Source organism: Deltaproteobacteria bacterium RBG_16_64_85 (genome assembly GCA_001798885.1).
Classification (GTDB): domain Bacteria; phylum Desulfobacterota; class Deferrimicrobia; order Deferrimicrobiales; family Deferrimicrobiaceae; genus FEB-35.
This window is the reverse complement of the sequence record MGQW01000009.1, coordinates 1-14,279: the sequence shown is the minus strand read 5'-3', so window position 1 is coordinate 14,279 and position 14,279 is coordinate 1. Positions and strand designations below refer to the sequence as shown.

General features: G+C 60.4%; 19 protein-coding genes and 1 pseudogene. 18 read left to right on the top strand and 2 right to left on the bottom strand.

What is annotated here, in order from left to right:
- Positions 1–662: 662 nt before the first annotated feature.
- The 5 genes from A2Z13_09410 (at position 663) to A2Z13_09390 (ending at position 2,794) form a co-directional block, all read left to right on the top strand.
- Positions 663–974, top strand: a complete 312-nt coding sequence (locus A2Z13_09410; protein ID OGP81037.1) for a hypothetical protein — start codon at positions 663–665, stop codon at positions 972–974.
- A gap of 121 nt (positions 975–1,095) precedes the next feature.
- Positions 1,096–1,281 (top strand): hypothetical protein, encoded by a 186-nt coding sequence (locus A2Z13_09405; GenBank protein ID OGP81036.1) that lies wholly within the window; start codon positions 1,096–1,098, stop codon positions 1,279–1,281.
- Between the two features lie 25 nt (positions 1,282–1,306).
- Complete coding sequence (locus A2Z13_09400; GenBank protein OGP81035.1) at positions 1,307–1,687, top strand: putative toxin-antitoxin system toxin component, PIN family; 381 nt, start codon at positions 1,307–1,309, stop codon at positions 1,685–1,687.
- A gap of 303 nt (positions 1,688–1,990) precedes the next feature.
- Positions 1,991–2,233, top strand: coding sequence for a hypothetical protein (locus A2Z13_09395; protein OGP81034.1), 243 nt, complete (start codon positions 1,991–1,993; stop codon positions 2,231–2,233).
- 186 nt (positions 2,234–2,419) lie between these two features.
- Complete coding sequence (locus A2Z13_09390) at positions 2,420–2,794, top strand: hypothetical protein (protein OGP81033.1); 375 nt, start codon at positions 2,420–2,422, stop codon at positions 2,792–2,794.
- Positions 2,795–2,829: 35 nt separating this feature from the next.
- Here A2Z13_09390 and A2Z13_09385 read toward each other — a convergent pair whose 3' ends face one another.
- Both A2Z13_09385 and A2Z13_09380 read right to left on the bottom strand, forming a co-directional pair.
- The gene (locus A2Z13_09385) at positions 2,830–3,198 is read right to left on the bottom strand and encodes a hypothetical protein (protein ID OGP81032.1); all 369 of its coding nucleotides are present in this window, start codon (positions 3,196–3,198) and stop codon (positions 2,830–2,832) included.
- A gap of 16 nt (positions 3,199–3,214) precedes the next feature.
- Positions 3,215–3,739 carry a hypothetical protein gene (locus tag A2Z13_09380; GenBank protein ID OGP81031.1) on the bottom strand — a complete coding sequence of 175 codons (525 nt, stop codon included), beginning with the start codon at positions 3,737–3,739 and terminating at the stop codon, positions 3,215–3,217.
- Positions 3,740–4,337: 598 nt separating this feature from the next.
- Here A2Z13_09380 and A2Z13_09375 point away from each other — a divergent pair.
- The 13 genes and pseudogenes from A2Z13_09375 (at position 4,338) to A2Z13_09315 (ending at position 14,279) form a co-directional block, all read left to right on the top strand.
- Positions 4,338–4,628 carry a hypothetical protein gene (locus A2Z13_09375; GenBank protein ID OGP81030.1) on the top strand — a complete coding sequence of 97 codons (291 nt, stop codon included), beginning with the start codon at positions 4,338–4,340 and terminating at the stop codon, positions 4,626–4,628.
- The gene (locus A2Z13_09370; protein OGP81029.1) at positions 4,615–5,037 is read left to right on the top strand and encodes a hypothetical protein; all 423 of its coding nucleotides are present in this window, start codon (positions 4,615–4,617) and stop codon (positions 5,035–5,037) included. The genes A2Z13_09375 and A2Z13_09370 overlap by 14 nt, the downstream gene beginning before the upstream one ends.
- Positions 5,038–5,336: 299 nt before the next feature.
- Entirely contained in the window at positions 5,337–6,374 is a 1,038-nt protein-coding gene (locus tag A2Z13_09365; protein ID OGP81038.1) for an AmmeMemoRadiSam system radical SAM enzyme, read from the top strand.
- Between the two features lie 167 nt (positions 6,375–6,541).
- Positions 6,542–6,916 (top strand): hypothetical protein, encoded by a 375-nt coding sequence (locus A2Z13_09360; protein OGP81028.1) that lies wholly within the window; start codon positions 6,542–6,544, stop codon positions 6,914–6,916.
- A gap of 190 nt (positions 6,917–7,106) precedes the next feature.
- A complete protein-coding gene (locus tag A2Z13_09355; protein OGP81027.1) occupies positions 7,107–8,165 on the top strand; it encodes a hypothetical protein in 1,059 nt (352 codons plus the stop codon).
- A 459-nt stretch (positions 8,166–8,624) separates the two neighbouring features.
- The gene (locus A2Z13_09350; protein ID OGP81026.1) at positions 8,625–9,011 is read left to right on the top strand and encodes a hypothetical protein; all 387 of its coding nucleotides are present in this window, start codon (positions 8,625–8,627) and stop codon (positions 9,009–9,011) included.
- 595 nt (positions 9,012–9,606) lie between these two features.
- Positions 9,607–10,770: a hypothetical protein gene (locus A2Z13_09345; GenBank protein ID OGP81025.1), complete on the top strand. Its 1,164-nt coding sequence runs from the start codon at positions 9,607–9,609 to the stop codon at positions 10,768–10,770.
- A gap of 372 nt (positions 10,771–11,142) precedes the next feature.
- The gene (locus tag A2Z13_09340; GenBank protein OGP81024.1) at positions 11,143–11,976 is read left to right on the top strand and encodes a transcriptional regulator; all 834 of its coding nucleotides are present in this window, start codon (positions 11,143–11,145) and stop codon (positions 11,974–11,976) included.
- A 3-nt stretch (positions 11,977–11,979) separates the two neighbouring features.
- Complete coding sequence (locus A2Z13_09335) at positions 11,980–12,342, top strand: hypothetical protein (GenBank protein ID OGP81023.1); 363 nt, start codon at positions 11,980–11,982, stop codon at positions 12,340–12,342.
- A 148-nt stretch (positions 12,343–12,490) separates the two neighbouring features.
- Positions 12,491–13,549 carry a hydroxyacid dehydrogenase gene (locus A2Z13_09330; protein ID OGP81022.1) on the top strand — a complete coding sequence of 353 codons (1,059 nt, stop codon included), beginning with the start codon at positions 12,491–12,493 and terminating at the stop codon, positions 13,547–13,549.
- Between the two features lie 5 nt (positions 13,550–13,554).
- Positions 13,555–13,791: a hypothetical protein gene (locus A2Z13_09325; protein ID OGP81021.1), complete on the top strand. Its 237-nt coding sequence runs from the start codon at positions 13,555–13,557 to the stop codon at positions 13,789–13,791.
- Positions 13,791–14,078: a hypothetical protein gene (locus tag A2Z13_09320; GenBank protein OGP81020.1), complete on the top strand. Its 288-nt coding sequence runs from the start codon at positions 13,791–13,793 to the stop codon at positions 14,076–14,078. The genes A2Z13_09325 and A2Z13_09320 overlap by 1 nt, the downstream gene beginning before the upstream one ends.
- A gap of 20 nt (positions 14,079–14,098) precedes the next feature.
- Positions 14,099–14,279 (top strand): annotated as a pseudogene (locus tag A2Z13_09315) (hypothetical protein).

The window sequence follows — 14,279 nt, the reverse complement described above, 5'->3', positions numbered from 1 at the left end:
CTTCGCTTTTTCCCTACCTGCAGGAAGAGGAGAAACATTACCGCCACAGCCTTCCTGATCGATGGGGGAAGCACAACGTGCTGCCGACGGTTTCCGAGGTCAGAAAGAAATGGGAAATGATGGAAGATGCGGTTGTACAGTGAACGTACAACCGTGGCTTGGCCGAACCAACCCAATTCGGGCTGATTTGATCGATTCCAAGCAACGACTCTCAGGTGTCGCCAATGACTATCGATTTCAAAATGAAACGTGTCATACAGGAGGATGATGCCGGTTGTGGAATCGCCTGCGTGGCAATGGTAACTGGTAAGGCGTATCTGCAAGCGAAGAGATATTTCGAGCAAAGTGTTTTTCTGCCGACAGATAAAAAACCGCACACCCGACATTATCAGTTGAGGAGAGCCCTTCAAAATTTCGGAATAAAAACCGAGAAAAGGCCATTCCGCCAATGGCGCTCGATTGAAACCGATGCGATTGTCCCGATAAATCGACGACGGAATGGGGGCTGGCATTGGGTGGTTTTTGTTCGAGAAGGGAACCGCCCGTATATTCTCGATCCTGCGCCTGGAAAGGGACGACGCCGATATTCGTTTCGAGGTATGAAAGCCCGCGGGTTTTACATCGCTATTCCGGCCTGACATACTAAGCGATGTTCGCCCATCATGGATCCTCCAGGGCCGACGCCGATAACCGACTCCCATGACCTGCTGGAACGGCTGTGCAACCTCCCGGGCGTCGCAGGGTTCGAGGGGCCCGTCCGGGAGGCGATCGCCGAAATCGTCAAGCCCTTCGTCAACGAGGTGCTGGTGGACACGCTCGGCAACCTGATCGCCGTGCGGCGGGAATCTTCCAACTTCAAGCTGATGCTCGACGCGCACATGGACGAGATCGGGTTTGGCACCTGCCTCCTCTCCGACTTCGACCACACCTGGCGGCTCCTGGCCGCCTTCTGCCGGGCCGCCCCGGGGGTGTGAGACGAATGAGTTCGTTCAAATGGACCTTCCTTTAATTGCAGGGGGGATGGGGAGTGGCAATCACCCCGAAAAACTTGTACAATCGGGGAGTAGAGGATATGAAACGGTTTGAGGTGCTCGAGTGAAGACGACGGCGAAAAAGATCGCTCCGGAGGATTACATCCTCTCCGTCCTGTCCCCTGAGGAACGGTTGGAAGCCGCCTTGAAGATTGCCGGCGAGGCGTTCAAGAAGACGAAGCTGACGAAAAAGGACGTCGAGAAGGCGGTGAAAACCATTCGGAGAAAGATCCACGGATCGAAAAAGTAGGATCGTCGTCGACACCGGCGTTCTGGTGTCCTCCTTCGCTTTCGGCGGCACCCCAAGGGCGGCGGTTCGGAAGGCGTTCGAAGAAGCCGAAATCTGTGTTTCCCCGAAACTATTGATAGAGTACCGCGACGTTCCCTCTCTCCTCCACTCGGAGGGGAAAATCACCGACCAGCAGTTCACAGCCCTTATATCCGGTATGGCCGCGGTCGTGGCGGTCGCCAGGTTGGTCCATCCGAAGAAGCGGATCCAGGTATGCAGAGATCCGGCGGACGATATGTTGCTCGAATGCTGCCTTGCTTCCGGAGCGGATTATCTCGTAACTGGCGATCGGGATCTTCTCTCCGTTCGGGATCTTCCTTTCTCCCTGAAGATTATTACGCCCAGAGCATACATAGATCTTTCGTAGACATCAGAACCCCCCCCTTTCAGCACCTGCCGCTTGACCGACTTCGACCACACGTGGCGGCTTCCGGCCGCCTTCCGCATGGCCGCGCGGGGGGTGCGAGGGGACCTGAAACCCTTTCGTGCCGCCGGTAACTGCCTGGCCTTCAATCCGGGCATAAACTGCACTTCTGATTAGTCCCCTGTGGGTATCCTCCGTGCAAGTGATCCCCACAAGATGGGATTCCATACAGTTTTCGAAACTGTGAAATCGTCGAAATCCAGCGTATCATCGAAAAGAACAAATCGTTGTTCGAGGAAAAACGGCATGGGCACTTTGGCCGTAAAGATTGATCCGCTGGTCGTCAACGTGTCCTTCACGACCGATATGCTCCGGGTTGTCTTGGCGGACGGCCGCGAAGTTTCCGTTCCCCTTGCGTGGTTCCCGCGTCTTCAAAAGGCTACGGCGAAGCAAAGAAAAGATTGGCGTCTCATTGGCGGGGGAGTCGGTATCCATTGGGAAAGCGTGGATGAAGACATCTCTGTGGAAAGTTTGCTTTCGATAAAATAAGTCTTTTTCTTGGGTCGACGGCAACGTCATCTTCCCGTTACAACCATTCCCTCTTCAGCACCTGCCTCCTTTCCGACTTCGACTGCACCTGGCGGCCACACTGGAAATAAAAACTATAAATTAAGGGATCAGCCCCAGCCCATCCTATCCTATCCATCACGACTCCGAAGAAATAGGGGGGATTCCATGCGACAGATCAAAATGACCATCGGTTCCGTGGTGCTCGAGGCCGAACTCCTCGAGACGCCCACGGCCGAGGCGATCTGGAACTCCCTGCCGTTCATCTCCCGGGCGAATACCTGGGGCGAGGAAGTTTATTTCTCCACTCCGGTGAAAGTGGAATTGGAGGCCGACGCCCGGGATGTCGTTGTGCCCGGCGAGCTTGCTTTCTGGGTGGAAGGTGATTCCATCGCGATCGGTTTCGGGCGCACGCCCGTATCCCGCGGCGATGAAATCCGCCTCGCGGCCCGAACCAATATCTGGGGCAAGGCCAAGGGCGATGTGAAGCAGCTCGGATCGTTTACACCAGGCGCATCCGTCAAGGTCGAGAAGGTCGGTTAGGGACTACCGGTTTCTCGGTTTGAAGGGGGTAGCCGTCACTCATTCTCCCAGGGCGTCACGAGCTGGAAATAATTATTGTCCGGATCGGCGAAGGTCGCGATCATCATTTCCGAGACCTCCATCGGGTTATAAGGCTCCGCGATAACCGCAGCCCCGATCTTTTTGATTCTTACGAATTCCCTCTTCACGTCCTTCGTCTCGAGATTGAACATTATCCTTTCGGGGTTCCTGCTCTTCCCTCGCACTTTGTCATGCGGGCCGATCGTGATGAATCCCTTGCCGGCCATGAATCCGTAGAAACCACCCTCCGACCAGTCGGGTTTTTTCCGGAATATCTTCCTGTAAAACTCCTTGAGTTTCTTGGGATTCTCCGAAAAGAGCAAAATGGAGTTGAAATTCAACATGATATTTACCTCCTCATCAAATGCATGCCATCGGATTCTCGCCCATTAGATGGACAGGTATCCATCCGGGTTCCCTCCGTCCCGATTTCGTGAAGGCGAAGACGTGGTGATAGAGCTGGATCCCGTCCTGCACGGCGGCATTGTCGACTTTCGCGGACATCCGGCTGGCGTAGACGAGAGGCGCCGGATCGACTCCCGACAGGTCGGAGAATTCCTCGATCTGCGCCGGCGTCTTCCGGGATGCGGCGCCCTTTCCCCCGGCCATGAAGAGGCCAAGCTCCCCCTCGAGCCCGCGCAGACCCTCCTTGAGCGCCCCTGTGACCGTCGTGGTCACGCCGCTGGAATGCCAGTCGAATCCCAGGACGCACCCCAGCGCCTGGAACCAGTACGGGTCGGAGATCCGGGCAAGGAACTCCCTCGGGCCGAACTCCCTCGCTATGGCGAGGACGATTTCCCGCGACAGGGCGGCCATCCGCGCAAAAAGCCACCGGGGGGCCTTTCCGTAGTGGAGCGGCAGCGTGGCGACGCCGGTTCTGCCCATGGCCATCTCCCGATGTTTTTGGCCACCCGAATCCGCATGTCCGGGGTCCAGCGATCATTTTACCGGCCGGAGCAGGAGAGGGGAAAGGCCCGCGCGCACGCCTGTTTTCCGCGCCACCGATTTTACGAAGTGGCGTTCCCCCCGGCAAACCTGTACTATCGAAACCACGGTTCGCCATTACATCTCCAATACTCCAAGTTCTGCGGGCTCGGGTCCGTGAGTCCCGATTACCCATACCTTGCGCTGGGCGATGGAGGCGCCAAGCGGTGGGCGGATATCATGCACTACACTCGTACCGGTGAAGTGATCCACGCTGGTGCGCTGCCGTGAGGCGACTGCAAACTATGGGAGGAGCGGCCAGGAAAAAGGGGATTGCTTGGCTCCCCTCCGTGTCAACATGAGTGAGACACTGACCTCATTGAAGGTTCCTGAGCAGGGCGAGGAATGAGGGGAAAGAGGACCGGTTCGGAGCGTGAACCCGGTCGGGGTCTTCACGTGTGCTTGGTTTCAACGCCGGGGCCGGGTAAGATAGCGGCATGGAGGCTCGGAGCGAGGCGCCGTTGTGACTGAGAGGGAGGCTCAAAAGACGATCCGTCGGATGGTCCGGCGGATCGTCGAACGCTTCGATCCCGAACGGATCATCCTGTTCGGTTCCCACGCGAAGGGAACCGCCGGCAAGGACAGCGACGTTGACCTGCTGGTCGTGATGCCCGTCTCCGGGTCGAAGCGCGAGAAGCAGCTTGAAATCCGCCTGGTTCTTCGGGAGTTCGGCATCCCGAAAGACGTCATCGTCACTACCCCGGAAGAGTTCGCCTGGAGAAAGGAAGTTCCCGGCACGATCGAGAGGCCCGCGGCGACCGAAGGGAAGGTCGTTTATGCCCGACCGTGAGCGTGTCCTTTCGGTTGTCGGCGAGTGGACGATCAAGGCCGACAACGATCTCAGGACAGCCGTTCACACCCTGAAGCTGGGAGCGGATTGTCCTACCGACACGGTATGCTTCCACGCCCAGCAATGCGTCGAGAAATATCTGAAGGCCTTCCTCGTTTTCAAGGGGATCGATTTTCCGAAAACCCACGACCTGGAGAGGCTTGTCGCCCTGGTGCCGGCACGGCACCGTCCCAACCTCACCCACGAGGAACAGGGAAGGCTCACCGAATATGCCACCGGAGCCCGGTATCCCGGTTGGGGGGAGGTCCCCATGGCCGAGGCGCGGCGTGCGGTGGCGGTCGCCAGGCGCGTGCGCGAGGAGATCCGGAGCGCCCTGCCGGATGCGGTCCTCCGCCGGAGGAAGCGCTGACCGTTGTCGCGAGGCGCGCGGATCGGATATCGTAGAACCGGGCGAGGCGCCGGATCGCCTCCAGGCCGGCCGGATTCCCCACTTTTGTGCTCCCGATCGCCTTTTTCATGACGTCGATGGTGCGGTCGTACCCCTTCCTGTCGACGGGGATCGGCGTTCCGTCCTTGCCGCCGTGCGCCCCGGCAGACGGCTTCCCGGGCGGCCCCGGCCATTTCGATCGGGTCGTACATCCCATCTCCCCTATAGCGCCGCCGTATGCCAGGCGATATCGGGTTTCCCGATCTGATAGGATGGACCGCGTGAGGAAGGAGTCCTATCTCTACACCAGGCTCGCCGGCGGAACGGTCGAGTGCGGTACCTGCCGGAGGAGGTGCGTCATCCCGGAGTCCGGATGGGGCTGGTGCCGCACCAGAGTGAACGAAGGGGGAAGGCTCTACAGCGAGATCTACGGAGAGGTATCCTCCGTCTCCATCAACCCCATCGAGAAGAAGCCCGTTTTCCACTTCCATCCCGGGTCGCGGTGGCTTTCCCTGGGCAGCGTGGGGTGCAATTTCCGTTGCCCAGGCTGCCAGAACTGGGAGATCGCCCACTGGTCGGAAGGGCCTCCGGGGACGGAGTATGTGGCTCCGGAGGAGGCGGTTTCCAAGGCCAGGAGCGCGGGATGCCTCGGCATCTCGTGGACCTTCAATGAGCCGACGGTCTGGTTCGAATATACCTTCGACAGCGCCCGTCTCGCCAAGTCCGGCGGACTCCGGACGAATTACGTCACGAACGGCTTCATGACGGAAGAAGCGCTCGGCATGATCGCCCCGTTCCTCGACGTGTACCGGGTCGATATCAAAGGGTTCTCCGAGAACACGTATGAACGGATGGGCCACATCGGGAAGTTCCGGGGCATCCTCGAGACGGCGAGGAAGGCGAAGGAGTGCGGGATGCACGTGGAGGTCGTCACCAACATCACTCCGGGGGTAAACGATGACAAGGCGGAACTTCGAGCCATCGCATCCTGGATCAGGAACACCCTGGGTCCCGGCACGCCGTGGCACGTTACGAGGTTCCATCCCAATCACGAACTGAGAAATCTTCCGCCCACGCCGATCTCCCTCCTGGAAAAAGCGAGGGTCATGGGAAAGGATGAGGGTCTCTGGTATGTGTATCTTGGCAACGTGCCCGGACACCCGGGGGAGAATACCTGTTGCCACGCGTGCGGGGAGTTGTTGATCGAAAGGCATATCTTCGAGATCAAGACATGCAAGATAAGGGGAAACAGATGCCCGGAATGCGGGACGGCGATCCCGGGAGAATTTTCACGGAACCGGCTCGCACGGACCCTCTGATCGCCGTGCGGCGTGGATCCGGCGGCTTCAAGCTGATGCTCGACGCGCACATGGACGAGATCGGGTTTGGCACCTGCCTTCTTTCCGACTTCGACCACACGTGGCGGCTCCTGGCCGCCTTCTGCAGGACCGCGCCGGGGGTGTGAAGGAACCAAAAGGCGGTATTTATGCGACAAATCAAGATGACCATCGGTCCCGTGGTGCTCGAGGCCGAACTCCTCGAGACGCCCACGGCCGAGGCGATCTGGAACGCCCTGCCGTTCACTTCCAGGGCGAATACCTGGGGCGAGGAAGTGTATTTCTCCACTCCGGTCAAAGTGGAATTGGAGTCCGACGCCCGGGATGTCGTTTTGCCCGGCGAGCTTGCTTTCTGGGTGGAAGGCGATTCCATCGCGATCGGTTTCGGTCGCACGCCCGCATCCCGCGGCGAGGAAATCCGCCTCGCAGCCCGGACCAATATCTGGGGCAAGGCCAAGGGCGATGTGAAGCAGCTCGGATCGGTTACACCAGGCGCATCCATCAAGGTTGAGAAGGCCGGTTAGGGACCAACTGCCGATCTGCCCATCGGAGTATGAAATCATTTGGGCCTGGGGTGGGGGTTTTTCTCTTCCTGTTTGTTTCACTATAATTCTATATTTCGACAAATGCTGAAAGTAAGTTGAAAAATGAATTAGATTCTTGTATTTTCAATATAAGTTAATTATTCAGCAAGTGTTGAAATGGGAGAATAAAATGAAAATTTCCATGAAGGATCTTGAGGGAATGGCGGAAGAGGCGTTGCGATCCGCGCTCGAGGGGATTCCCTTCGCGAAGATCCAAAACATCGAGAAAGATAGCGGCATCGGCGGTTACCAGGCGGATCTGGTGACGACGGTCAACACACCGGCGGGCACCCGGTATTTCGTCGCCGAGGTCAGAACGGTGGGCCAGCCACGCGCTGCGCGAGAAGCGGTAAACCAGCTCTTGCGGATCCGGGTGGGCCGACCCGATGTCGTTCCGGTCTTCATCGCGCCGTATATCTCTCCGGCATCCGCGGAGCTTTGCGGGCAGGATGGCACGAACTACCTGGATCTGTCCGGGAATTGCCGGCTGGTCTTCGACAATTCGTTTGTCGAGCGGGAAGGCCGGCCCAACCTGTTCGCGAAAAAGCGTGACCTTCGTTCGCTTTACTCGTCCAAATCTTCGCGGGTCATTCGGGTCCTCCTTGCAAATCCCGGCGAGGCATGGAAGGTCAAGGAGCTGGCAAAGGAAGCCGGGGTCAGCCTGGGACTGGCGTCCAACGTGAAAAAGCTCCTGGAGGACCGGGAGTGGGTCCGGAAAACGGAAGACGGGCTGGAGCTCGTGGAGCCGGTGAAGCTGCTCATGGAATGGTCCGAGAACTACTCTTTCCGGAAGAACAGGGTTCGGGATTGCTACTCGCTCAAACCGGCTGCCGACCTGGAAGCGGATCTGGCGGCGGTTTGCTTCAAGAGGAAGGTGCCGTATGCCCTGACGGGATTTTCTGCAGCGGCGCGCTATGCACCGATGGTGCGGTCTCCCCGCGCGATGGCCTACGTGGAGAAGCCATTGGACGAGATCCTGGCCGCTCTGGGCCTGAATGAGGTCACGAGCGGGGCGAACGTGACTCTGCTCGAACCGTATGACGAGGGAGTTTTCTACGGCGCCGAAATGGAGGAAGGGATCCGCCTGGCATCTCCCGTGCAGGTCTATCTCGACCTGAAGGGGTTCCGGGGGCGGGGGGAGGAGGCCGCCGAGAAACTGTTCGACGAGGTGATCCGCCCGCAATGGTGACGCGGAGGGACTATACGGCCGAGGCGGTGGCGGCGGCCAGGCGGGTATTGATCGAGCTGGTCCACCTGCTCGGCGAGTACCGCAACGATTTCGTCGTCGTGGGCGGATGGGTGCCGGAACTTCTCCTGGCGAGTCCGGGAGCACCGCACACCGGGAGCATGGATATCGATCTTGCCCTGGACCACAGGCGGTTGCGGGAGGGGGGATACCGAACGATACGGGACCTTCTTCTGGGGAGAGGTTACCGGCAGGGATCGCAGCCCTCTATTTTTCTTCGAGACATACCGGCAGGGAACGATTCGATCTTCGTGGAGGTCCATTTCCTTGCTGGAGAGTACGGAGGAACCGGCCGCGGTCGCCGGCACCAGAGGATGCCGGAGGTCCAGGCGCGCAAGGCGAGAGGATGCGATCTGGCGTTCACGGCTCCGAGGGAAATAAGGATCGAGGAGATACTTCCGGGTGGGGAAAGATGCCGTGGTCGTGCGCGTCGCCTCCATCATGCCCTTCCTCGTGATGAAAGGAATGGCGCTTGCCGATCGTCTCAAGGAAAAGGATCCGTGGGATATCTACTATTGCGTGCGGAACTATCCGGGGGGACTGGACGCCCTGGCGGAGGAGGTCCGTCCGCATGCGCGACGCGGCTTGGTCCGTGAGGGTCTGGGTAAGATCGCAAACGCCTTCGCATCCGTGGATCACATCGGTCCGGTGTCCGTGGCAGACTTCGAGGAGGTGTCCGATCTGGAAGAACGGGCGTTTCTATGCCGTGATGCATATGAATGGATCAACGCCATGTTGGAACGTGTGCGCCAGTTATCCGCGAGGCCGGATCCTACAGGGAAGAAGTAGACAGATGTTTGTCCGCCAATTCCATTCGGGCATAGCGCTTGCGGCCTTAGGAAGCGCGAAGGCGTAGGCGACGGTCGTCGCCGCGTTCACGGTGAGGGAGGAGCGGGGATCAAGCGGGGCCCGCACGGCCACCTTCCAGGTCGAGCCCGACATGGGCGTAGCGGTAGAGGGGACGGTCGCCGCCGACGTGCCCGGCGTGCCGGCGCAGCGCTGCCCGTCCACTCAAGGAAAGGGGCCGGCGATCACGGTGGCCGACGGCAACTTCATCGTGCCGATACATCCATTCCCCCTTCAGCACCTGCCTTCTCTCCGACTTCGACCGCACGTGGCGTCTCCTGGCCGCCTTCTGCAAGGCCGCGCCGGGGGTGTGAAGGGACCCGTATCTCTCGGGGGAGATCGAGTCGGTGCGGCTGGACGTGTCCGCGCTCGGCCTTGTTCCGTTGAGGCTCGAGAAGCGTGAAGTCTGGGATCCCGACAAGCATTTCTGGGGCGAGGAAGGGGAGCCGATCGCCGGTTCTCACGCGGTGCTCTCGTTCCCGCGTGCTGAAAATGGGTGCTGAAAATGGGTCTTGCAAAATAGAAGTTAGTTTCTATAATACAAGGAATGATCCGGCGGGCGGCACAACAGCTTGTTCTGAAGCGCTTGGAGGCCTATCCGGCCGTGTCGCTCGTCGGGCCACGCCAGTGCGGCAAAACCACCCTGGCCCGGATGATCGACGGGGACTATTTCGACCTGGAACAGCCGCCCGAACGCCTGCGTCTCGACCTCGAGTGGGAGGGGCTCATCGCCCGGAAGAACCTGGTCATCCTGGACGAGGCCCAATCCTGGCCTGAAATCTTCACCCGCCTGCGCGGAGCCGTCGACCGGGACCGCAAGCGCACGGGCCGCTTTCTGCTCCTGGGCTCCGTCTCACCCTCCCTCATGGCGCAGGTGTCGGAGTCGCTGGCAGGTCGGTTGTCGCTGGTGGAGCTGACGCCGTTTCTTTTGACCGAGCTGAAAGCGAAGGGGTCACGGGGTCGACGATGGCTTTGCGGCGGCTATCCGGACGGCGGTGTACTCGAAGCCACGCGTTTTCCGCGATGGCAGCGGGATTACCTGTCGCTCTTGTCTCAGCGTGACCTGCCGACCTGGGGCCTTCCGGCCAAGCCGCAGACGACGGATCGCTTGCTGCGCATGCTGGCCGTGCTGAACGGCCAGGCTTGGAACGCCTCGCAGGTGGGTCAAAGTCTCGGCCTGTCCTACCAGACGGTCAACAGCTACCTCGATTATCTCGTGGGAGCCTTCCTGATCCGGAGGTTGCCGCCGTACCAGGCGAGTCTCGGGAAACGATTGGTCAAGACCCATAAGGTTTACTGGCGGGATAGCGGCCTGCTTCATGCCTTGATGAACGTATCGGACGAGAAAACCTTGCTCGTTCAACCGTGGGTGGGCGCGAGCTGGGAGGGCTACGTCATCGAACAGGCGCTCGGGGTCCTTTCGGCCGAAGGGCGGACCTATGATGCCTGCTACTTCAGGACCAGCGATCGATACGAACTCGATCTCGTGCTGGACTTCGGGAAGGAACGATGGACCGTCGAGATCAAGCTGACATCTTCACCTGGGCCCGAAGACATGGCCCGATTGGACAAGACGGCCGACTTGATCAAGGCGTCGCGGCGCTTCCTGGTCTCGCAGACTCGTCGACCGAGCGGCTCCGGACGCCGGATCTCCTGCGATCTTCCGTCCTTCCTCGATCACCTCCGCGAGAACGGATCGTGAGGCGGACCACCTCTGGATTCATAGGTGCGATCGGCCGCAACGCCCGCTCGCTGGTCGCTTGCCGATCGGTGGTCTCCGGCATTCTCCATCACGGAGGCGCGGCGATTGGACGTCCCCGTCTACCGTGTGGACGTGGACAGGCTGGTTTCCGTCACGGGTCGGACGGGACCGCATGGGTCCCGGCCCCATGGGGTGCGCCTACAGGCTGCCGCCTCGCCTGGTGATCACGTATGTGAAGAGCCATCCCGGCCACGGATGTTATATTATGAATGTAAAACGTGCCCTGGAGGAGCACGAATTGGTACTATGGAGCAACTTTTTGCTTGACGCAGGTCTATCGTAGACGTAGAATGTGCCCTCAGAAGGCACGCAATGCGAACGAACAGTGCACCTCTCAAGACTTTGGGACCCCAGGCGGCCAACCTGGTCACGATGCTCCACGAACGGAGCCGTGCCGTCTTTCGCCTCGAGGATGTCCGGGACATCACGGGCCTCTCCGAGGTCTCCGCGAGGAGCTTCGTCCGCAAGCTCGTGGATCGGGGAGTGGCGGCCCGGCTAAAGCCCGGTCTCTACGTCCTGGTCCCCTTCGAGTTGGGGAGGGAGCGGAAGTACACGGGCAATCCTCTCGTCGTCGCCCGGGAGATCATGAACGGCGAGGATTACTACCTCTCCCACGCCACCGCCATGGAGATCCACGGCATGACGACCCAGCCTCAGCTCGTCATTATGGTGACCACGCCGAAGCCCCGGCGCGCCCTGACATCGTTGGGCGTGGAGTTCCGATTTATCCTTTGCCGGCGAGAGGCTCTCTTCGGTCTCACCGAACACTGGGTAACCAAGCAGGAGAAGGTGCGCGTGAGCGACCTGGAGCGGACGGTCATCGACGGGCTCAAGCAGACCGAGCATTGCGGCGGATTGACCGAGGTCGCCAAGGGCCTGTGGATGCGACGCCGGGACATGAACGTCGACCGACTCGTTCAGTACGCCAGGCGGATCGGCGTCGGCGCCGTCGTGCGTCGGCTTGGTTTCCTGCTGGAGACCTACGAGATGGCCGGACCGCCGGATCTGGACCGGCTGCGCAATGGACTGACGGCGACCTACGTCCGGCTGGACCCGGTCTTGCCGGCCGAGGGGAAACGTCTTCGCCGGTGGCGTCTCCAGCTGAACGGGGACCCCGAAGAACTCCGGGCCGTCGTGAGGACCTGACCCATGATTCCGCAGCGGGACCTCTCGCTTCTTTCCAATCGCCTCGCCGAGCGGGGAGGCCGGCGCATCCCGGAAACCGTCCTCGAGCGCGACTACTGCCTCTCGTGGTTCCTGGTCGGGTTGTCCCGCAGTCCGCTTCGGGATCGGCTCGCTTTCAAGGTCCACCTGGATCGACATTCCCACGAGAACAGCCATACATTCTATCTCGCTTACGAAGGTCCTCTTTCCCGGGCGCGCGGGAAGACCGTCAAGACCGACATCACGATCCGCGAGCGTATCGTCTTGGCCTTGGCGGAACGCCCGGTCCTGCGCGGGTACGAGGAGTACCGCGATCTGCCCGACGTGGGGGGTCATCACCCCGTCTGATACCAGCCAAGCGGAGCCAGGGAAGGCGACAGAGACGAATCCTGGAACCTAAGCCCCCTCGCCGGCAGCCGTTTGACGCAAATTCGTCAGGAGCAGAATATGATCATCACGGAGTACTGGCGTATTATGCATACAGGAGGATAAATCCATGTACAAAGCGAAGGCTTACTCCGCTGCCGGTGCGACATCGCCGCTTGCCCCCGCCACGGTCGCGCGGCGCGATCCGACCGAACAAGACGTACAGATCGAAATCCTCTTCTGCGGCATCTGCCACTCCGACCTCCACCAGGTGCGCAACGAGTGGAGCAGCCTCATGCCCACTGTCTACCCGATTGTCCCCGGCCATGAGATCGTCGGCCGTGTCACCAAGGCCGGCTCCGCAGTCGCCAAGTTCAAGCCCGGCGACCTCGCCGCGGTCGGCTGCATGGTCGACTCCGACGGCACCTGCCCCGAGTGCCGGGCCGGCCTCGAGCAGTTCTGCCCGAACATGACCCTCACCTTCAACTCCCCGGACAAGCACCTCGGAGGCGTGACCTACGGTGGCTACTCCGAGAGCGTGGTCGTCGACGAGCGCTTCGTCCTGCGCGTCCCTTCCAACCTCGATATCGCCGGAACCGCGCCTCTCCTCTGCGCCGGAATCACGACATACTCGCCCATGCGCCGATGGGGCATAACCAAGGGCAAGAAAGTCGGCGTGGTCGGTCTCGGCGGACTGGGCCACATGGGCGTGAAGTTTGCGCATGCGCTCGGAGCCCACGTTGTCGTCTTCACGACATCACCCGACAAGAAGGAAGACGCGCTCCGCCTCGGCGTCGATGAAGTCGTCCTCTCCCGCAATGCCGACGAGATGCGGAAGCACGCCGGCAGCTTCGACTTCATCCTCGACACCGTCTCCGCCGATCACGACATCAACGCCTACCTCCAACTCCTCCGCCGAGACGGCAACATGACCCTCGTCGGCGCGCCGCCGAAGCCTCTCGCCGTAGCCGCCTTCGGCCTTCTGTTCGGACGCCGCAGCCTCTCCGGCTCGATCATCGGCGGTATCCCCGAGACCCAGGAGATGCTCGACTTTTGCGGCGCACATAACATCACCGCCGATGTCGAAATCATCCCCATCCAGAAGGTCAACGAAGCTTACGAGAGACTGCTCAAATCCGATGTGAAGTACCGCTTCTCCATCGATATGGTTTCTCTCAAATCCGGGTAACCGGCATGGCTCACGGCCTGGTCGGTCTCGATTCGTCGCGTCAGGACGCCGACGTGGGGGTCGTCGAGAATCCCCATGGGGCCGAGGGCGACTTCCACCTCCTGTTCGCGGTAGGTCGCCAGGAGGGCGCCATTCTGCCCGTGAACGGCTGCATGGACGATCCCGATCTATCATTCCCCTCGGGGAAACAGGACCATCTATCCGTAGTTTCCCCATCGCGGATATTTCAGGAAGGTGTCTGATGACCGACTCCCATGACCTGCTGGAACGGCTGTGCAACCTCCCGGGCGTCACGGGGTTCGAGGGGCCCGTCCGGGAGGCGATCGCCGAAATCGTCAAGCCCTTCGTCGACGAGATGCGGGTGGATACGCTCGGGAATCTCATCGCCGTGCGGCGGGGATCTTCCAACTTCAAGCTGATGCTCGACGCGCACATGGACGAGATCGGGTTTGGCACCTGCCTTCTCTCCGACTTCGATCACACGTGGCGGCTCCTGGCCGCCTTCTGCCGGGCCGCGCCGGGGGTGTGAAGGGACCAAAGGCGGTATTTATGCGACAAATCAAGATGACCATCGGTTCCGTGGTGCTCGAGGCCGAACTCCTCGAGACGCCCACGGCCGAGGCAATCTGGAATGCCTTGCCGTTCATCTCCCGGGCGAATACCTGGGGCGAGGAAGTGTATTTCTCCACTCCGGTCAAAGTGGAATTGGAGTCCGACGCCCGGGATGTCG